The following is a 19052-nucleotide window of genomic DNA, read 5'->3' on the forward strand; positions in this document are numbered from 1 at the left end:
GGGGGGACTCCCTGGGGCGCGGCGGGGTGTGTGCGGGAAACGTGCCGGGGCGGGGGTGAGTTCCTGCGAAGATCCCCGGCTCACGGAGAATAGGGCCTGTGCGCTATTCCGTCCTCGGCCCTACCCAGGTCCACACCGTCCATGGCACCCCCGTCGCGCTCGGCGGGGCGCGGCTGCGCGCGCTGCTGACCGTCCTGGCGCTGCGGGCCGGGCGGACCGTGCCGGTCGCCGTCCTCGTGGACGAGGTGTGGGACGGGGCCCCGCCGGCCGACGGCGGCGCGGCGCTCCAGGCCCTGGTGGGACGGTTGCGGCGGGCGCTCGGGCGGGAGGCCGTGGAGTCGTCCCCGGGCGGCTACCGGCTGGCGGCCGGCCCCGAGGACGTGGACGCGCACCGCTTCGAGCGGTTGGCGGGCGAGGGCGTACGGGCGCTCGGCGCGGGTGACCCGGCGCGGGCGGGGGAGCTGCTCGACGAGGCGCTCGGACTATGGCGCGGGCCCGCGCTCGCGGACCTGCCGGACCGCACGGCGGAGGCGGCCCGCTGGGAGACCCGCCGCCTGGACGCCCGCCGGGCCCGCTTCGGCGCGGCCCTCGCGGTCGGGGAGGGCGCGTCGGTCCTCCCCGAACTGGCCGCCCTCTGCGAGGCGCACCCGCTCGACGAACCCCTCCAGGCCCTGCGGATCCGGGCGTTGCGCGACACGGGGCGCGCGGCGGAGGCCCTCGCCGCGTACGAGACCTTCCGCCGCGACCTGGCGAACCGGCTGGGCACGGACCCGTCCCCGTCCCTCCGGACGCTCCACGCGGAGCTGCTGTCACCGACGCGGGATGTACGGGACGTGGCCCCCGAACCCGTCGCACCGGCCCGGGGCGACCTCGGCGCGCGAGCGGCGACAGCGGCCGAGGGGCGGGGCCACCGGGGGCCCGCTCCCGCCCCCGGCGGGCCGCGTGGCGCCGACTGGCCGCGGGGCGCCACCGGCGGCCCTGCGGCGCCGGGTGGGACCGGGACCACCGGCTGGGCTCAGGACCCTGCGGGGCCGGGTGGGCCAGGGGCCGCCGGCCCAGGCGCCGACGCCAGCCGGGCGGCGTCCGCGAGGCCGGGCGGCCCAGGGGCCCCCGGCTCGGCCCAGGGCTCTGCGAGGCTGGGCGACTCCGGGACCCCCGGCTCCTCCTCCGGAGCCACCGGCCCAAGCGCCGACGCCGGCCGCGCTGCCCGTCCGGCCCGTCCGGGCCAGGCGCCGAACCCGGCGCCTGGCCCGGGTGGCGGGCCCGGGGCGGAGGCCCTCGGGGGTCCGGGACGCCCCGGCGCCCCGCCCCGGCTCGGGAACCTGCGGGCGCGGCTCACCAGTTTCGTCGGGCGGGACCAGGACATCGCCCAGCTCCGGGAGGACCTGCACGGCAGCCGGCTCGTCACCCTGCTCGGTCCCGGCGGCGCCGGGAAGACCCGGCTCTCGCAGGAGGGGGCCGAGCGCGCCGCCGGCGCCGGGGCCTGGCCCGACGGCGTCTGGCTCGCCGAACTCGCGCCCGTGACCGACCCCGAGGCCGTCACCGAGGCCGTGCTCGGCGCCGTCGGGGCGCGCGAGACCGTGCTGCGCGGCGCGGGCGCCGAGGAGCTGCGCGGCACCGACACCCCGCTCGGACGCCTCGTCGAGCACTGCGCCTCGCGCCGGCTGCTGATCATCCTGGACAACTGCGAACACGTCGTGGACGCGGCGGCCGGCCTCGCGGAGTCGCTCCTGGCCCGCTGCCCGGGCGTGACGGTCCTCGCCACCAGCCGCGAACCGCTCGGCGTCCCCGGGGAGTTCCTGCGGCCCGTGGAGCCGCTGCCGCCCAAGAGCGCGCTGCGGCTCCTCGGGGAGCGCGGGGCGGCGGCCCGGCCCGGCTTCGACCCCGGCGACGACCCCGAGGCATGCGCCGAGATCTGCCGCCGCCTCGACGGCCTCCCGCTCGCGATCGAGCTCGCGGCGGCGAGGCTGCGGCTGCTGACGCCACGCCAGATCGCCGACCGCCTCGACGACCGTTTCCGCCTCCTCACCTCCGGAGCCCGTACCGTTCTGCCCCGGCAGCAGACCCTCCGGGCCGTCGTCGACTGGTCCTGGGAACTGCTCGACGTGCCCGAACGGGCCGTCCTGCGCCGGCTGTCCGCCTTCACGGGCGGCTGCGACCTGGAGGCGGCGGAGTCGGTCTGCACGGAACCCGTCGGTCCGGCGGCCCCGGGCCTTCCCGGCCGCCCCGCCACGCCCGCCGTCCCGAGCGCCGAGACCCTGGACGTGCTCGGTTCGCTCGTCGACAAGTCGCTGGTCGTCGCCGCGCCCACCGACGACGGGACCATGCGCTACCGGCTCCTGGAGACCGTCGCCGAGTACGCCGGCGAGCGGCTCGACGAAGCGGGGGAGCGGGCCGAGATCGAGCGGCGCCACCTCCTCCACTACCGCGAACTCGCCCGTGTCACCGACCCTCAGCTCCGCGGCGGCGGCCAGCTCCGCGCGATGGCATGGTTCCGGACCGAGCACGAGAACCTCCGCACCGCCCTGCGCCGCGCCGTGGCCGTACGCGACGAGCACGAGGCGCTCGTCCTCGTCCACTGCCTGCTCTGGTACTGGCAGTTGCGCGACCTGCGGGCCGAAGCCCTGCACTGGGCCGAGGCCGTCGCCGCCCTCGGGCCCGATCCCTTCGCGCCGCCCGCGGCCCCCGTCGTACCGCTCCACGCCCCCTGCACCGCCGCGCCGCCGCCCCTCGACGAGGCGCAGCTCTGGGAGGCGCGGCGCGGGGTGCGGCTGATCGAGCTGCTCAACATGGACTACGAGACGGGCCGCTGGACCACACCCGAGGGCGGGGAGCGGCTGCGCCGCATCACCGAGGTCTACCGGCCGGGGCTCCCGCAGACCTGCCGGCTGCCCGGCTCCTTCGCCGTCTTCGCCATCCTGCTCGTCGGGGAGCCGGGCACGATGCGCGACGCCCTCGACGCCACCGTCGAGGCGTGTCGTGCCTTCGGGTACGAGTGGGAGCTCGCCAACGCCCTCCAGCTGCGCGCCAACCTGCTGGCCAACCGGGCCGACTGGGCCGGAAGCGCGGCGGCCGACGCCGAGGAGAGCCTGGCGATCTTCGTCCGCCTCGACGACGCCTGGGGCGCGGCGGAGGCCCTCTCCTCGCGCGGCGAAGCCCGCGAGAGGCAGCTCCGGTTCGAGGGCGCCGCCGAGGACTTCGCCGCCGCCATCGGCTACGCGGAGCGGATCGGCGCCCAGTCCCAGACGGCCCTGCTGCGCGCCCGCTACGCGGACATGCTCTCCGTGACCGGTCGCGCCGAGGAGGCCGAGGCGATCCTCCGCGAGGTCCTGGCGGCCGGGGAGAACCGCGGGCACGAACCGATGCTGGCGGCCCGGCTGTTCCTGGCGATGCTGCTCGGCCGCACCGGACGCACGGCGGAGGCCCGTGAACAGCTGACGGCGCTCCTCGACGACTTCAGCTCCGAGACCCTGTCGATCTTCGGCGGGTTCACCCTCGGGAGCCTGGGCTGGCTGGACAACCTCGACGGGCGGCACGGCTCGGCGCTCGCCCTCGCGCGGGAGGCCCTCGACCGGTCCCTCGGCACGCTGTCGATGATGGTCGCCCCGCAGATGCCGGCCGTCCACCTCGTCACCGCAGCCTGGGCCCTCGCCGGCCTCGGCGGCCCCGGCGCCGTCGTCGCGGGCCGGCTCCTCGGCGCCCAGCCGGGTCTGGTCCCGGAGGGCCATCTGCTCTCGCCGACCGAGCAGCAGAACCTGGCACGCGCCACGGAGACCGCCCGTTCCGTCCTCGGTGACGAGGCCTTCGCGGCCGCGTACGCCGAGGGCGGCGGCCTCTCCCTGGAGGAGGCCACCGCCCTGGTCGTACGCGCCGACGCGATCAACGGGCGCGCGTAGCTCCGGTCCGGAGCCCCGAACTCCTCCGGAGCCCCGAACCCCCTACGGCTCAGGTCTTCTTGCGGAACTTGGCGACCGCGAGAGGAGCCGTCACAGCCGTGATCACCACGGCCCAGCCCAGCGTCATCCACACCGAGTCGCCCACGGGCGTGCCGTTGATCATGGCGCGGGCCGCGTCGGCGAGGTTCGACAGCGGGTTGTAGTCCGTGAAGGCCTCCAGCCAGCCGGGCATCGAGGACGTCGGTGCGAAGATCGAGGAGCCGAACTGGAGCGGCATCAGCACGAGCATCGCCATCCCCTGGACGGCCTGGGCCGTCTTCATCGTGAGGCCGAGCAGGATGAAGATCCACATCAGCGAGGCGCCGAACACCATCGACAGGCCGATGGCGCCGAAGAGGTGCAGGACCGAGGTCTTGATCTCCAGGCCGAGCAGGAAGCCCGTGCCGAGCAGGATCGCGGTGGCGATCAGCATGCGGCCGATCTCGACGACGATCTTCGCGATGAGGACGGAGGACCGCGCGATCGGCATCGTCCGGAACCGGTCCATCACCCCCTTCTTGAAGTCGTCGTTGACGCCCACTCCGACGGCCATGGAGATGTTCATGCCCATCATCGCCATCAGGCCGGGGGTCACGTAGTTCACGTACGCGTCGTTGTTGCCCTTGCCGGAGATCGCGCCGCCGAAGACGTACACGAACAGCAGGATGAAGATGATCGGCATCAGGACCGCGTCGAACATCGACTCCGGGTCCTGCTTGATCTGCAGCGCGTTGCGCCGCACCAGCGCGCCGATGTGGCGGAGGTTGGCCCGCAGCCCGATCCGGCCCTCGCCGGCGGGGTGCGGACGCACCGGCGACGGCCCGGGCGCGCCGACGGGGGTCTTGGTGAGCTCTGTGGTCGTCGTGGTGCTCACGCGGCGACCTCCTCGGGGGTCGTGTCGGAAACGGTGGTCTTCTCGCCCGTGATGGCGAGGAAGACCTCGTCCAGGCTGGGCAGGTGCGTGCCGATGTGCGCGATGCCGAAGCCGCGCGTGCCCAGCAGGCCCACGACGGCGGTCAGCTGCTCGTCGCTGAGGATCGGGACGTACAGCGCGCCCTCGTCGGGGACGACGGACGAGCCGGCGATGCCGTCCAGGCCCGACTCGCGCAGCGCAGCCGCCATCGCGGGAAGGTCGGCCGGGTCCACCGGGCGGATCGTGAGCGTGCGGCCGCCGACGCGGGCCTTGAGCTCGTCCACCTTGCCGTTGGCGATGACCTTGCCCCGGTCGATGACGGTCAGCTCGCTCGCGAGCTGCTCCGCCTCCTCCATGTACTGCGTGGTGAGCAGCACGGTCACCCCCTCGGCGACCATCTGCTTGACCTCGTCCCAGACCTCGTTGCGGGTGCGCGGGTCGAGGCCGGTCGTCGGCTCGTCCAGGTAGAGGACGGCCGGGCGGCCGATCATCGACGCGGCGAGGTCGAGCCGGCGGCGCATACCGCCGGAGTACTGCATCGCGGGCCGCTTGGCGGCCTCGGTGAGCGAGAACCGCTCCAGGAGCTCGTCGGCCCGGCGGCGGGCGTCCGCGCGGGAGAGGTCGAGCAGCCGCCCGATCATGTAGAGGTTCTCCCAGCCGGAGAGCTTCTCGTCGACCGAGGCATACTGGCCGGTGAGGCCTATCGTGCGGCGGAGCTGGCGGGGCTGCTTCACCACGTCGTACCCGGCGACGGTGGCGGTCCCGGAGTCCGGGACGATCAGAGTGGAGAGGCAGCGGACGAGCGTGGTCTTGCCGGCGCCGTTCGGGCCGAGCACGCCGAGGACCGTGCCCTCCCGGACATCGAGGTCGACCCCGTCGAGGGCCTTCGTCTCGCCGTAGTGCTTCACGAGGCCTCGTACCTCGACGGCGTTGTGTGCGGATCGCGTCATGCCCCTATGAGAGCAGCCGCCACCGACAACGCACCGACAGAAGACCGACAGGAGCCCGACACCGCGACGACAGCCGCCGGAACGAGTGGTCTGCGGCCCACCGGGAACGGCCTGGCACACGGCAGGACGCGGGCCGCGCGCACCTCGCGCGCGACCCGCGTCCGCAAGCCCGTGCCGCCTGGGCAGGGCCTAGTGGAAGGTGTGCTCCTCGGCGGGGAACGCCCCGCCGGTGACGTCCTCCGCGAAGGCCCGCGCGGCGTCGCCGAGGGTCTCGCGGAGGTTCGCGTACTGCTTGGTGAAGCGCGGCACCTTGCCGCCGGTCAGCCCGGCCATGTCGGTCCAGACGAGGACCTGGGCGTCGGTGTGCGGGCCGGCGCCGATGCCGATGGTGGGGATGTGCAGGGAGCGGGTGACCTCGGCGGCTAGCTCGGCCGGGACGAGTTCGAGGACGACGGCGAAGGCGCCCGCGTCCTGGGCCGCCTTGGCGTCGCTGAGCAGCCGGTGCGCGGCCTCGTCGGTGCGGCCCTGCACCCGGTAGCCCATGGTGTTCACGGACTGCGGGGTCAGACCCAGGTGGGACATGACCGGGATGCCGGCCTGGACGAGCAGCTCGGTCTGCGGCAGCGAACGCTCGCCGCCCTCCAGCTTGACCGCGCCGACGCCCGCGTCCTTCACGAGCCGGGTCGCGTTGCGCAGGGCCTGGACGGGCCCTTCCTGGTACGAGCCGAAGGGGAGGTCGCCGACGACGAGGGCGCGCTTGGTGCCCCGTACGACGGCGGCCGACAGGAGGGTCATCTCGTCCATCGTGACGGGCACGGTGGTGTCGTAGCCGAGATGACAGTTGCCCATGGAGTCACCGACGAGGACGACCGGGATGCCGGCCTCGTCGAAGACGGACGCGGTCATCGCGTCGTAGGCGGTGAGCATCGGCCACTTCTCGCCGCGGGCCTTGGCCGCGGTGATGTCGTGGACCGTGATACGGCGCGTGCCCTTGCCTCCGTACAGCGCCTTGCTGCTGTCGGGGGACTGCGTCGGGGCAGGCTGAAGGGTCATGGTGAACGGCTCCTTCGTCATCTCGAGGCGCCCTGACGGCGTCCCCGGACCACATCCATGGTGGCACTTCCCGCCGTGGCGGGGGAAGTGCGGCGAAGTGGCGCTCTTCACACCGTCACGACAGGAGATTTTCAGCGCGTACGTACGAATGTGCGCGTTCTGTCACAGCACCCCCGCCAGGCGCCACCTGCGGGAACCCGCCGCGCGGCCCTGTCGTCCCTCGTGGCAGTACCGAGGGCCCGGCATCACCTAGTGTCGACGTCGGGTCGCGGGGCAAGGCAGCACGACGGCAAGGCAGTGAGGACTGAGTGATGGCGCGGGTGGACATGGCGGAGACGGAGAACGGCGGCGCCGGGGACGAGCGCTCCGGGTCCCGGTTCCGATCGGCGCTCGACCGCCTGCGCGGCGACCGCGGCATCTGGCGCCGCGGGATCCTGCTCGCCGTCTGCGCGGTGCTCCTCACGCTGCTGATGGTCTTCCACACCGAGATCCCCAACCGGATCGGCAACCTGGGCAGCCTCAACGAGACCTTCCTGCCCTGGCTGGGCGTCTTCGTGCCGGTCCTGCTGGCCCTGGCCCTGCTGCGGCGCTCCGCGACCGCGCTGATCGCCCTGCTCCTGCCGGCCGTGGTCTGGGCGAACCTCTTCGGCGGGCTGATCACCGACAAGTCCGAGCCGGGCGGCGACCTCACGGTCGCCACCCACAACGTGAACGCCGACAACGCCGACCCCGAGGGCACGGCCCGGCAGATCGCCGAGTCCGGCGCGGACGTGGTCGCCCTGGAGGAGCTCAAGGGCGAGATGGTCCCGGTCTACGAGAAGGCCCTGGCCGGCACGTACAGGCACCACTCCGTGCAGGGCACGGTCGGCCTGTGGAGCAAGTACCCGCTGCACGGCACCGCCGCGGTCGACATCGGGATGGGCTGGACCCGGGCGATGCGCTCCACGGTCTCCACGCCCGACGCCGAGGTCGCCGTGTACGTCGCCCACCTCCCGTCCGTGCGGGTCAAGATGAACGCGGGCTTCACCGCCAACCAGCGCGACAACAGCGCGAACCTGCTGGGCGAGGCCATCGCCGCCGAGTCCCACGAGCGGGTCGTCCTGCTCGGCGACCTCAACGGGACCATGAACGACCGCTCCCTCAACGCCGTCACCGCGCAGATGCGCTCCACGCAGGGCGCGTCGGGCGACGGCTTCGGCTTCAGCTGGCCGGCCTCGTTCCCGATGGCGCGGATCGACCAGATCCTGGTGAAGGGCGTGGAGCCGATGTCCTCGTGGACGCTGCCGCGGACGGAGAGCGACCACCTGCCGATCGCGGCGCGCGTGAAGCTCTGATCCGCGGACGGCGCGGAGCGGAGCCCGGCCCCGGAAACACGGCCGACTCCGATCCGCGTCCGGGTCGATACCTCCCCTTCACCTGGGGGAAGCCACCGGGAACATTCCGCCTGAGAGTATTTGTTCAGTCGACGAACTATTCTCTGGAAAGGCTTCTCCCATGCCCCTGGCGCTGTTCGCGCTCGCCGTCTCCGCCTTCGGCATCGGCACCACCGAGTTCGTGATGATGGGCCTGCTGCCCAATGTCGCCGACGACCTCGGCACCTCCGTCCCCACCGCGGGACACCTCGTCTCCGCGTACGCGATCGGCGTCGTCATCGGCGCCCCGCTGCTCACCGCCCTCGGCTCCCGGGTGCCGCGCAAGAAGATGCTGCTCCTGCTGATGGCGCTCTTCGTCGTCGGCAACCTGGCCTCCGCGCTCGCGCCCGGCTTCGGCTGGCTGGTCGCGGGCCGGGTCCTCGCGGGGCTCCCGCACGGCGCGTTCTTCGGCGTCGGCGCCGTCGTCGCCGCACGGCTCGTGGCCGAGGGCCGGCAGGCGCGGGCGGTCGCCACCATGTTCCTGGGACTCACGGTCGCCAACATCCTCGGCGTACCCGCCGCGACCCTGCTCGGCCAGCACCTCGGCTGGCGGGCGACCTTCCTCGTCGTCACCGTCATCGGCCTCCTGGCCATGGCGGCGCTCGCCCGGCTCGTGCCGTACGTCCCCGTCGACGAGCGGCAGAGCCTGGGCCGCGAGGTGCGCGCGCTCGGCCGGCCGCAGGTGCTGCTGGGCCTGGTGACCGCGGTCTTCGGCTTCGCGGGCGTCTTCGCCGTCTACTCCTACCTCGCCTCGATGACCACCGAGGTCATGGGCTTCGGCGAGTCCTCCGTCACCCTCGTCCTCGCCCTCTTCGGCATCGGCATGACGGCCGGCGCGCTCGCCGCGGGCCCGCTCACCGACCGTGCGCTCCGGCCGACGCTCTACGGCTCCCTCGCCGCCCTCGCGCTCGTCCTGGTCGCCTTCCGCTTCACGATCCATGTGCCGTGGCTGGCGCTCGTGACCGTCGTCGTCCTCGGCGCCGTCGGCTTCATGACCACCACCCCGCTCCAGATGCTGGTCATGAACAAGGCCAAGGACGCGCCGACCCTCGCCTCCGCCTCCAACCACTCCGCCTTCAACCTGGCCAACGCGGGCGGCGCCTGGGCGGGCGGCGCGGCCGTCGCGGCCGGCTGGGGCTGGACCTCCCCGACCCTCGTCGGCGCGGTCCTCGCCGTCGTCGGCCTGGCGATCGCCGCGGTGGCGGGCCTGCTGGACCGTCCGCGTACGCACGAGGGCGCCTCCCGCGTCGTCGCGGGAAGCGCCCCGGCCGTCGAGCGGGCCGTCAGCGGCTCGTCGTCTCCCGCCAGCGGTTCGTGATCGGCAGCCGGCGGTCCTTGCCGAAGCCCTTCGCCGAGATCTTGGTGCCCGGCGGGTACTGGCGCCGCTTGTACTCCGCCGTGTCCACCATCCGCAGCGTCCGCGCCACCAGCTCCTCGTCGAAGCCGGCCGCGACGATGGCGTCCTTGCCCTGGTCACGGTCGACGTACATCGCGAGGATCCGGTCCAGGACGTCGTAGTCCGGCAGCGAGTCGGTGTCGACCTGACCCGGGCGCAGCTCGGCGCTGGGCGGCTTGCTGATCGAGCTCTCCGGGATCGGCGGCGTCATACCGCGCTCCTCGGCCGCCCGGTTGCGCCAGCGCGCCAGCCGGAACACGGTCGACTTGTAGACGTCCTTGATGGGTCCGTACGCGCCGACCGAGTCGCCGTACAGCGTCGAATACCCCACCGCCAGCTCGGACTTGTTGCCCGGCGCGAGGACGATGTGACCCTCCTGGTTGGAGATCGCCATCAGCGTCGTGCCGCGCAGCCGGGACTGGAGGTTCTCCTCCGCGAGGCCGGTCAGGCCCAGCGCGCCCATGTACGCGTCGAACATCGGCTCGATCGACACCGTACGGAAGTTGAGGCCCGTGCGGCGGGCCAGTTCGGCGGCGTCGCCGCGCGAGTGGTCCGACGAGTACTTGGACGGCATGGAGACGCCGTACACGTTCTGCGCGCCCACCGCGTCGCAGGCGATCGCGGCGACCAGCGCCGAGTCGATGCCGCCGGAGAGGCCGATGAGGACCGAGCGGAAGCCGTTCTTGGCGACGTACGCGCGCAGCCCCACGACCAGCGCCGAGTACACCTCCTCGTCGTCGTCGAGCCGGTCCGCGTAGCCGCCGGTCAGCTCCGGTTCGTACGCGGGGAGGGGCTCCTCGGCGAGGATCACGCGGTCGATCCGCAGCCCGTCGTCCACGACGCCCTCCGGGGCGTCGGGCGAGGCGGCCGGCAGGTCGAGGTCGAGGATCACCGTGCCCTCGGAGAACTGCGGTGCGCGCGCGACGACTTCGCCGTCCGCGTCGACGACGATCGAGTCGCCGTCGAAGACCAGCTCGTCCTGGCCGCCGATCATCGCGAGATAGGCGGTCGTGCAGCCCGCCTCCTGGGCGCGCCTGCGGACGAGTTCGAGCCGGGTGTCGTCCTTCTCCCGCTCGTACGGCGAGGCGTTGACCGAGAGCAGCAGCCCGGCGCCGGCGCTGCGGGCCGCCGGGACCCGGCCGCCCTCCTGCCACAGGTCCTCGCAGATCGCGAGCGCCACGTCGACACCGTGGACCCGGACGACGGGCAGGGTGTCGCCCTGGACGAAGTAGCGGTACTCGTCGAAGACGCCGTAGTTGGGGAGGTGGTGCTTGGCGAACCGCAGCACCACCTCTCCGCGGTGCAGCACGGCGGCGGCGTTCTCGGGGGATCCGGCGGGCCGGCCGAGCCGGGGCTCGGCGCGGTCCGAACGGTCGAGATAGCCGACGATCACGGGGAGCTCACCGAACCCCTCCGCGTCGAGGCGCCGGGCGAGCGCCCGCAGGGCGTCCCGGGACGCCTCGACGAAGGACGAGCGCAGCGCGAGGTCCTCGACGGGGTAGCCGGTCAGCACCATCTCGGGGAACGCGACCAGATGCGCGCCCTGCTCGGCGGAGTGCCGGGTCCAGTGGACGATCGCCTCGGCGTTCCCGGCGAGATCGCCGACGGTCGAGTCGATCTGATTCAGAGCGAGGCGTAGTTGAGGCACGGGCCCAGTGTAATCGTCAGACCGACGCTATGTCCTGGCGACGTCATGTCCGGGCGCTGCCGTGTCCTACTTGGTCGAGCCGGTCCAGATCGCGTTCTCGTACTCGACGACCGTCGGGCCCACCTCGATCTGCATCTCGTCGTCCGCGTCCGCGGGGAGCGAGAAGGCGAAGTCGCTCTTGGCCTGCTTGCCCGGGAGCACCTTGCCGCGGAACATCTCGGTCGCGTTGCTTCCGTCGAAGATCGCCTCGGCCTGGGCGCCCTGGGCGTCACTCGCGTCCGGCAGGGCGGTGGAGACGTCGATGGCCTTGTCGCTGCCGTTGACGATCGTGATCGTCACCTGGAACGCGCTGTTGCCCTTGGTGTGGCCGGCGGCGAACTGGTCGGGCTTGTAGGCACGCGGCTTGGAGACGGTGACCTTGACCCCGTCCGGGTACGTGAAGGCCTCGCCGAACTTCAGCGCCGCCGGGGCGGTCTCGGTCGGCTCGGCCTCCGGGGCGTCGTCCGTGCCGGGATCGGCCGGAGCGGCGCTGGCCTTCTCCTGCTTCTTGATCTCCTCGTCGATGTCGTCGGCGATGTCCTTCACCGCCGTGGCGACGACGATCAGCCACACGATCGAGACGACGATCGAGACCGCGCCGAGGATGAGGCCCGTGAGTGCCATCCCCTTGTTCGTCGCCTCACCCTTGCGGGCGCGGGAGTGGCCGATGATGCCGAATATGAGGGCCAGCACGCCCAGGATCGCCCCGAGCCAGAAGGAGAACGGGAAGAGCGCGAAGAGCAGACCCACGATGCCGAGGACCAGAGCGGTGACGCCGAGTCCGTTGCGCGGCTGCTGGAACGGCGGCTGCGGCGGCATCCCGGGCATCCCGGGCATCCCGGGCACGCCGGCCGGCGGCCCCCAGGGGTTCTGGCCGGGGGTGTTCGTGGGCGTGGTCATGCGGCATCCTCCGAGATGGCTGAGGGATTGACGTTAAGCCAGCTGATTATGGAGGAGCCACGGATTTTGTGATCGACCGGTGTGGGTGAAGCCGGGCGCGGCGGCGCCGGGACCGTGGAAATGTCCGGGCCATGCCCACCCCGGCCGCCGGGACCCGAAGGCGCCCGCATAGCATCCGTACCACTATGTCCCCCTCCCTGCCCGGCAGTGCCGCGCGCGTCACCGCCGCGCTTCTCGCGCTCGGCGCGCTCGCGTACAGCGCCTGGGTCCTCGAAGCCGTCGTCCGTACCGGGCTCGACCCCGTACGGACGTACGTCTCCGAACTCGCCGCCACCGACCAGCCCTTCGGCGGCTTCTTCCGCGCGGCGGACCTCACGGCGGGCCTTCTCGTCCTCGCGGCGGCGACGACGGCGCTGTGGGCGACACGACGGGACACACACGACGCCACGGGCCCCGGCGAGGCACGCCCGGAGGCCGGCTCCGCCGCAGGGCCGGGTACGGCCGGATCCGGGTCCCGCATGCGGAGGCCCTCAACCGGCTCCGCCGCAGGGCCGGGTACGGCCGGATCAGGGGCCCGCCGGACCCGTCGGCTCGTCCTCCTCGGCTGGGTCGCCCTCGCGGTCTTCGGGGCCGCCACCGCGCTCGACTCCCGGCTGCCGCTCAGCTGCTCGCCCACCGTCGACCCGGAGTGCGCCGCGCGCGAGGCCGCCGGGCTCGTCCCGGCCACCCACACGGCGCACGTCGTCAGCTCCGGCCTCGCCATGACGGCCGCCCTGGCCGCCATGGTCGTCCTGACCCTCGCGGCCCGCCGCTACGGAATTCCCCGGCTCCTCGGCCGCACCGGCTCCGTTCTCGTCGTCCTCGAACTCGCCGCCACCGCCTGGACCCTGGCCGCCGTCGCCGCGTCGGAGACGGGCGGCGGCAACTGGGCGCTCGGCGCCGGCCAGCGGCTGCAGGTCCTCCTCGTGGCAGTCTGGCTCGCAGTACTCGCCGTCTCCGTGGCCAGGGAGAGAACGTGAGCGTGTTCGTACGGGTCGGGGGCGTCGCCCACCACGTCGTGACCGAGGGCGCCGGACCCGTCTGCGTCCTCAGCGCCGGCCTCGGAATGAGCTGGTTCGACTGGGACCAGGTCGTCCCGCTGCTCACCCCCCACCGCACGGTCGTCCGCTTCGACCGCCCCGGCCACGGCCTCTCCGCCCCCGCCGCCGTGCCGCCCAGCGCCGCGGGCGAGGCCCACCGCATCGCGGGCCTCCTGGACGCGCTGGACGAGACGGGGCCCGTCACTGTCGTCGGGCACTCCATCGCCGGGTTCCACGCGGAGGCCTTCGCCCGGCTGCACCCGGGCCGCACCGCCGGGATCGTCCTCGTCGACCCGTCCGTCGAGGAGCACGCCCGTACCCCCGCCGCCCCCGCCCTGCGCACCGCCGCCGCCCGCGGCCTCGGCAGCCTGCTCTCGGCCGCCGGAGCCCCGGCCGCCCTCGGCCCGGCCGTCCGGCACGCCACCGTACGGCTCTCCCGCGCCGGCGGCGGGGACCCGGCACCCGCCGACCTCGTCCGCCGCGTCTACTCCACCTCACGCGTGCTGCACGGCACGCTCCTGGAGAACACCCACTACCGCGCGGTCGCCGCCGAACTCCTCGCCCTGCGCGAGCGCTTCCCGCTGCCACCCGGCCGCCCCGTCACCGTCCTCGCCGCCCCCGACGGTTCCGCCCGCTGGGCGCGGCGCCAGCGCGCACTGGCCCGGCGGCTCGACGCCCGCTACGAGGCGGTCGAACCGTCGGGCCATCTGATGATGTGGGACCGCCCGGACGCCGTGGCGCGCGCGGTACGGGATCAGGACGTCACGTGGACGGGCGCGCTGTTCCGGTGAGGCGTGGCGGCGCGGAACCCTCGGTCAGGACGTCGCGTAGACGGTCGCGCAGAACTCCTTGATCTGCTCGTCGTTGAGATGCTGCGCCAGGTCGGCCTCGCTGATCATCCCCACGAGGCGCTTGTTCTCGATGACCGGGAGCCGCTTGATCTGGTGCCCCGTCATCTCGTCGAGAACCTGACCCACATCCGAACCGGCGTCGATCCAGCGCGGCGTGCCGTGCGCCATCTCTCCGCAGGTCACCTTCGCCGGGTCATGGCCCATGGCGACACAGCCGACCACGATGTCGCGGTCCGTGATGATGCCGCACAGCCGTTCGTTCTCGTCGGCTATGGGCAGCGCGCCCACATTGAGGTCGCGCATCAGCTGCGCCGCGCGGTCGAGAGTCTCGTGCCGGGGGATCCACTGAGCCCCGGGGTGCATGATGTCCTTCGCCGTGGTCATGGGGTGCGTACCTCCGTAAGAACGTCGTCGTACGTACGTCCCCGAGCGTCAACCATTGTCCGCGTACGCGGCGGCCCCCGCGACCGCTGGGGTCACGGGGGCCGGCGCGTGCCGTGGGGCGGGGTGGCGTCAGGCGCGCGGTGTCGCGCCCCGAGCCTTCAGCAGATCCGCCATGAGCGCGATCTCCGACTCCTGGGCGTCGACCATGCCCTGCGCGAGGTTCCGCTCGACGTCCACGGAGCACCGGTCCACACAGCCCTGGGCCATGTGCACGCCGCCCTTGTGGTGGTCGGTCATCAGCTGGAGGTAGAGGACCTCGGCCTCCCTGCCACTGGCCTTCCGCAGCCGGTCCAGCTCCGTCTTCGTCGCCATGCCCGGCATCAGCGCGCCGTCGAGCGGACCGGTGTCGCCGTGCCCGCCCATGCCCATCCAGGACATCGGCTCGGTCCCCGACTCGACCTTCGGCAGGCCCCACATGTCCAGCCAGCCCAGCATCATGCCGCGCTGGTTGGCCTGGGTGTTGGCGATGTCGTACGCCAGCCGGCGCACCTCCTCGTCCTCGGTGCGGTCCCGGACGATGAACGACATCTCGACGGCCTGCTGGTGATGGACGGACATGTCACGGGCGAAGCCCGCGTCCGCCGACCGCGACACGGGGGACGCGGGCGCCTCGTCGCGCTCGGCGGAGGCGACGGTGACGGCGCCTCCGGCGAAGAGCAGCGCGAGGACGACGGCCGCGATCGAGGCCCCGTGCGTGCGGGTCAGCCTCACTGGGCCGCTCCGACCCCGCCGGTGCAGGCCGCGCCGGGCTCGGGGGTCTGCGGGCCCTGCACGTACTTGGTGAAGAACGCGTCGATCCGCGGGTCGCTCGCGCTGTCCACGGTCACCTGCTTGCCCCAGGCGCTCAGCATGATCGCGCCGGCCTGGTCGTCGACCGGGCTCATCAGCGAGTACGGGGTCTTGCCGACCTTCTCGGCCAGCTTCTTCACGTCGGCCTCGGCGGCCTTCTTGCTGTACGTGACCCAGACGGCGCCGTGCTCCAGCGAGTGCACGGCGTTCATCTCGGCGATCTTCGTCGTGTAGACGTCGCCGTCGCAGTTCTGCCAGACCTGGTCGTGGTCACCGCCGACCGGGGGCTTCATCTCGTAGGTGACCGGGGTGGTCACGTGGTTGCGGCCGAGCTTCTTGGCGTCCCAGGACTTCTCGTCCGTGATGGGGGCCTTGGCGGCGGCCTCCTGCTCTTCCTTCTTCTCGGACTGCTGGTTGAGCACGTAGCCGCCGAAGCCGACGAGGCTCAGGACGACGACGGCGGAGATGCCGATCGTGAGGAAGCGGTTGCGGCGCTCGCGGGCCTGCTCGGCGCGGCGCATCTCCTCTATTCGGGCGCGGCGGTCGGCGTTGGAGGAGCGGTTGGCGGCCATGGTGATGTCGTCCTTCTCGGATGTGGGGTGGCGTCAGGCGTCGGGCGTGAGCCGGGGGTGGGCGGATGCGGCCCGCCGGCTACGTCCGCAGTACTTGAAGGACGTGCAGGTCCGGCGCGCGGGGCTGCGCGCCGGGACGGGGTGCCCGACCGGTGTCGTACGCCGGTACGAGGCCCGGGAGCCGGCCCTCCGTGTGCGGGGGAGGGTCGAGCGGCGGCGCGGTGAGCACCGCCGGGCTCAGTGCGGGGAAGAGGGTGCAGCCGCCGCGGTCGTACGGGCAGACGTACTCGTCCACCGCGGCCGTGACCCGCTCGTGCGCCGGCGCGGACTCGTGATGGGCGGCGGCCGTGTCGCCCGCACCCAGACAGACGAAGAGCGCGGCGAGGAGCGTCGCCACGGCACTCGCCAGTGCCATGGGACGCGCGCGCCGGGACAGGCGTACGAGTGGAGGGCCCCCCATGTGCGGAGATCGTAGTGGCCAAAGGGCCGGGAGTGGGGAGTCGGGGGCAACTGTGAGGGGAACAGACGCACGGAACCGGCCGGTCCACCGTTACCTGAGTCACACCCGAGCAGGCACTATGGGTGTGCAACGTGCGCGAAACCATGTGGTGGGATGCTCAGGTGCCCCCCGATGTGCCCGAGGCGGTGGGAACAGGCGGCCTGACCAGCAAAGATGGGTGTGGAAATGGACAAGCAGCAGGAATTCGTCCTCCGGACGCTCGAAGAGCGCGACATCCGGTTCGTGCGGCTGTGGTTCACCGACGTGCTGGGCTTCCTGAAGTCGGTGGCCGTGGCGCCCGCCGAGCTTGAGCAGGCGTTCGACGAGGGCATCGGCTTCGACGGCTCGGCCATCGAGGGCTTCGCCCGTGTATACGAGTCGGACATGATCGCCAAGCCGGATCCGGGGACGTTCCAGATCCTGCCGTGGCGCGCGGAGGCCCCGGGCACGGCCCGGATGTTCTGCGACATCCTGATGCCGGACGGCTCCCCGTCCTTCGCGGACCCGCGCTTCGTCCTCAAGCGCATTCTGGCCAAGACCTCGGACCTGGGCTTCACCTTCTACACCCACCCCGAGATCGAGTTCTTCCTGCTGAAGGACAAGCCGCTGGACGGCACGAAGCCGACCCCGGCCGACAACTCCGGCTACTTCGACCACACCCCGCAGAACGTGGGCATGGACTTCCGCCGCCAGGCCATCACGATGCTGGAGTCGATGGGCATCTCGGTGGAGTTCTCCCACCACGAGGGCGCGCCGGGCCAGCAGGAGATCGACCTGCGGTACGCGGACGCGCTGTCCACGGCGGACAACATCATGACCTTCCGCCTGGTGATGAAGCAGGTGGCGCTGGAGCAGGGCGTGCAGGCCACGTTCATGCCGAAGCCGTTCTCGGAGTACCCGGGCTCGGGCATGCACACCCACCTCTCCCTCTTCGAGGGCGACCGCAACGCGTTCTACGAGTCGGGCGCGGAGTACCAGCTCTCCAAGGTGGGCCGCTCGTTCATCGCCGGTCTGCTGAAGCACGCGGCCGAGATCTCGGCCGTCACCAACCAGTGGGTCAACTCCTACAAGCGCATCTGGGGCGGCTCGGCCCGCAGCGCGGGCGCGGGCGGCGAGGCCCCCTCGTACATCTGCTGGGGCCACAACAACCGCTCGGCCCTGATCCGCGTCCCGATGTACAAGCCGGGCAAGACGGGCTCGTCCCGCGTCGAGGTCCGCTCGATCGACTCGGGCGCCAACCCGTACCTGACCTACGCGGTCCTCCTGGCGGCGGGCCTCAAGGGCATCGAGGAGGGCTACGAACTCCCGGCGGGCGCGGACGACGACGTCTGGGCGCTCTCGGACGCGGAACGCCGCGCGATGGGCATCGAGCCGCTGCCGCAGAACCTGGGCGAGGCGATCGCCCTGATGGAGAAGAGCGAACTGGTGGCGGAGACGCTGGGCGAGCACGTCTTCGACTTCTTCCTGCGCAACAAGAAGCAGGAGTGGGAGGAGTACCGCTCCGAGGTCACCGCCTTCGAGCTGCGGAAGAGCCTGCCGGTGCTGTAGGCGCGGGCAGGGACGGTCAGGGCCGGTGGCACGCAGCCGCCGGCCCTGAGTCGTCTCACCGGGCCCTGAGCCGTCTCCCTCGCCCTGGGCCGTCTCACCGGCCCTGAGCCGTCTCACCCGCCCTGGGCCGTCCTCGGGCCGGATCGCGCGTGGTGCTCGTGAACATCTCGTTGACGGCCCGCGCCCACGGGCGCGGGCCGTCGATACTGTCCCGGCAGTCGACGAGGGGTGCGAGGGTGGACTGGACGATCTGGGCGGGGTTCGCGGCCGGTCTGCTGATCTCGACGGTGACCGCTCCGGTCGGTGTGTCCGGCGCGGTCTTCCTCCTCCCCGTCCAGCTCAGCGTCCTCGGGGTCCCGAGCCCCGCGGTCACGCCGACCAACCTGCTCTTCAACGTGGTGGCCGGGCCGGGCGCCCTGTGGCGGTACCGCCGCGACGGCGCCCTGCGCGCCGGCCTCGCCCGGCGTCTCGTCACCTGGACCCTGCCAGGTGTCGTCGCCGGCGCCGCCGTCCGGGTCTTCGCCCTGCCCGGCCCGGGCGTCTTCCGGGTGCTGGTCGCCGCCCTCCTGCTGCCTCTCGGCGCGTGGCTGTGCCTGCGCACGCTGCGCCCGCCCCGGCAGCGTCCGGACGGGGCCGAGCCGTCGCCGAAGGCGCTCGCCGTCCTCGCCCTGACGGTCGGAGCGGTGGGCGGGATCTACGGGATCGGGGGCGGCTCCCTGCTCGGGCCGGTCCTCGCCGCGCGCGGCATGCCCATGGCCCGCGTCGCACCGGCGACGCTCGCCGCGACCTTCAGCACCTCCGTGGTCGGCGCCGCCGCGTACGCCGTGCTGGCCCCGGCGAGCTCCGGTCCCGTCGCGCCCGACTGGTGGCTGGGTCTGGCCTGCGGGGCGGGTGGGCTCGTCGGCGGATACCTCGGTGCCCGGCTCCAGCCCCGCCTGCCCGAGACCGCGCTCCGTCTCCTCCTCGGCACCCTCGCCGCCGCCCTCGGCGCGATGTACGCGGTCCAGGCGCTGTACTGACGCGC

General features: G+C 72.9%; 16 protein-coding genes. 7 read left to right on the forward strand and 9 right to left on the reverse strand.

Annotation, left to right across the window (positions count from 1 at the left end; all coding sequences use genetic code 11):
* Nucleotides 1-98 precede the first annotated feature (98 nt).
* Nucleotides 99-3896: a BTAD domain-containing putative transcriptional regulator gene (locus M5362_RS07575; protein WP_260226556.1), complete on the forward strand. Its 3798-nt coding sequence runs from the start codon at nt 99-101 to the stop codon at nt 3894-3896.
* A gap of 49 nt (nt 3897-3945) precedes the next feature.
* Here M5362_RS07575 and M5362_RS07580 read toward each other — a convergent pair whose 3' ends face one another.
* The 3 genes from M5362_RS07580 to panB form a co-directional block, all read right to left on the reverse strand.
* The gene (locus M5362_RS07580; protein WP_374214421.1) at nt 3946-4809 is read right to left on the reverse strand and encodes an ABC transporter permease; all 864 of its coding nucleotides are present in this window, start codon (nt 4807-4809) and stop codon (nt 3946-3948) included.
* Entirely contained in the window at nt 4806-5798 is a 993-nt protein-coding gene (locus M5362_RS07585) for an ATP-binding cassette domain-containing protein (RefSeq protein WP_260226557.1), read from the reverse strand. Before M5362_RS07585 ends, M5362_RS07580 begins: the two co-directional genes overlap by 4 nt.
* Nucleotides 5799-5987: 189 nt before the next feature.
* Nucleotides 5988-6851: a 3-methyl-2-oxobutanoate hydroxymethyltransferase gene (gene panB / locus M5362_RS07590; RefSeq protein WP_260226558.1), complete on the reverse strand. Its 864-nt coding sequence runs from the start codon at nt 6849-6851 to the stop codon at nt 5988-5990.
* Between the two features lie 311 nt (nt 6852-7162).
* Here panB and M5362_RS07595 point away from each other — a divergent pair, with 311 nt between their 5' ends.
* Entirely contained in the window at nt 7163-8185 is a 1023-nt protein-coding gene (locus M5362_RS07595) for an endonuclease/exonuclease/phosphatase family protein (protein ID WP_260226559.1), read from the forward strand.
* A 160-nt stretch (nt 8186-8345) separates the two neighbouring features.
* Entirely contained in the window at nt 8346-9581 is a 1236-nt protein-coding gene (locus tag M5362_RS07600) for an MFS transporter (protein WP_260226560.1), read from the forward strand.
* Here the strand turns inward: M5362_RS07600 and M5362_RS07605 are convergent.
* On the reverse strand, nt 9547-11307 hold the full coding sequence (locus tag M5362_RS07605) for an NAD+ synthase (RefSeq protein WP_260226561.1): 1761 nt from the start codon (nt 11305-11307) through the stop codon (nt 9547-9549). The two genes, M5362_RS07600 and M5362_RS07605, sit on opposite strands and share 35 nt — an antisense overlap.
* A gap of 66 nt (nt 11308-11373) precedes the next feature.
* A complete protein-coding gene (locus M5362_RS07610) occupies nt 11374-12246 on the reverse strand; it encodes a DUF4190 domain-containing protein (RefSeq protein ID WP_260226563.1) in 873 nt (290 codons plus the stop codon).
* 185 nt (nt 12247-12431) lie between these two features.
* On the opposite strand from M5362_RS07610, the gene M5362_RS07615 reads away from it, so the two are divergent.
* Both M5362_RS07615 and M5362_RS07620 read left to right on the forward strand, forming a co-directional pair.
* Nucleotides 12432-13265, forward strand: a complete 834-nt coding sequence (locus M5362_RS07615) for a DUF998 domain-containing protein (protein WP_260226564.1) — start codon at nt 12432-12434, stop codon at nt 13263-13265.
* On the forward strand, nt 13262-14116 hold the full coding sequence (locus tag M5362_RS07620; protein ID WP_260226565.1) for an alpha/beta fold hydrolase: 855 nt from the start codon (nt 13262-13264) through the stop codon (nt 14114-14116). The genes M5362_RS07615 and M5362_RS07620 overlap by 4 nt, the downstream gene beginning before the upstream one ends.
* A gap of 24 nt (nt 14117-14140) precedes the next feature.
* Here the strand turns inward: M5362_RS07620 and M5362_RS07625 are convergent, their stop codons facing one another.
* The 4 genes from M5362_RS07625 to M5362_RS07640 form a co-directional block, all read right to left on the reverse strand.
* A complete protein-coding gene (locus tag M5362_RS07625; protein WP_260226566.1) occupies nt 14141-14560 on the reverse strand; it encodes a CBS domain-containing protein in 420 nt (139 codons plus the stop codon).
* 129 nt (nt 14561-14689) lie between these two features.
* Nucleotides 14690-15325, reverse strand: coding sequence for a DUF305 domain-containing protein (locus M5362_RS07630; protein ID WP_260226654.1), 636 nt, complete (start codon nt 15323-15325; stop codon nt 14690-14692).
* Between the two features lie 2 nt (nt 15326-15327).
* Nucleotides 15328-15981, reverse strand: a complete 654-nt coding sequence (locus M5362_RS07635) for a DUF3105 domain-containing protein (RefSeq protein ID WP_260226567.1) — start codon at nt 15979-15981, stop codon at nt 15328-15330.
* A gap of 79 nt (nt 15982-16060) precedes the next feature.
* On the reverse strand, nt 16061-16441 hold the full coding sequence (locus M5362_RS07640; RefSeq protein WP_260226568.1) for a hypothetical protein: 381 nt from the start codon (nt 16439-16441) through the stop codon (nt 16061-16063).
* A gap of 225 nt (nt 16442-16666) precedes the next feature.
* On the opposite strand from M5362_RS07640, the gene M5362_RS07645 reads away from it, so the two are divergent.
* Both M5362_RS07645 and M5362_RS07650 read left to right on the forward strand, forming a co-directional pair.
* The gene (locus M5362_RS07645; RefSeq protein ID WP_260226569.1) at nt 16667-18028 is read left to right on the forward strand and encodes a glutamine synthetase family protein; all 1362 of its coding nucleotides are present in this window, start codon (nt 16667-16669) and stop codon (nt 18026-18028) included.
* Nucleotides 18029-18264: 236 nt separating this feature from the next.
* Nucleotides 18265-19047 (forward strand): sulfite exporter TauE/SafE family protein, encoded by a 783-nt coding sequence (locus M5362_RS07650; RefSeq protein WP_260226570.1) that lies wholly within the window; start codon nt 18265-18267, stop codon nt 19045-19047.
* Nucleotides 19048-19052: the final 5 nt, after the last annotated feature.

The organism is Streptomyces sp. Je 1-79, from assembly GCF_025195125.1.
Lineage (GTDB): Bacteria > Actinomycetota > Actinomycetes > Streptomycetales > Streptomycetaceae > Streptomyces.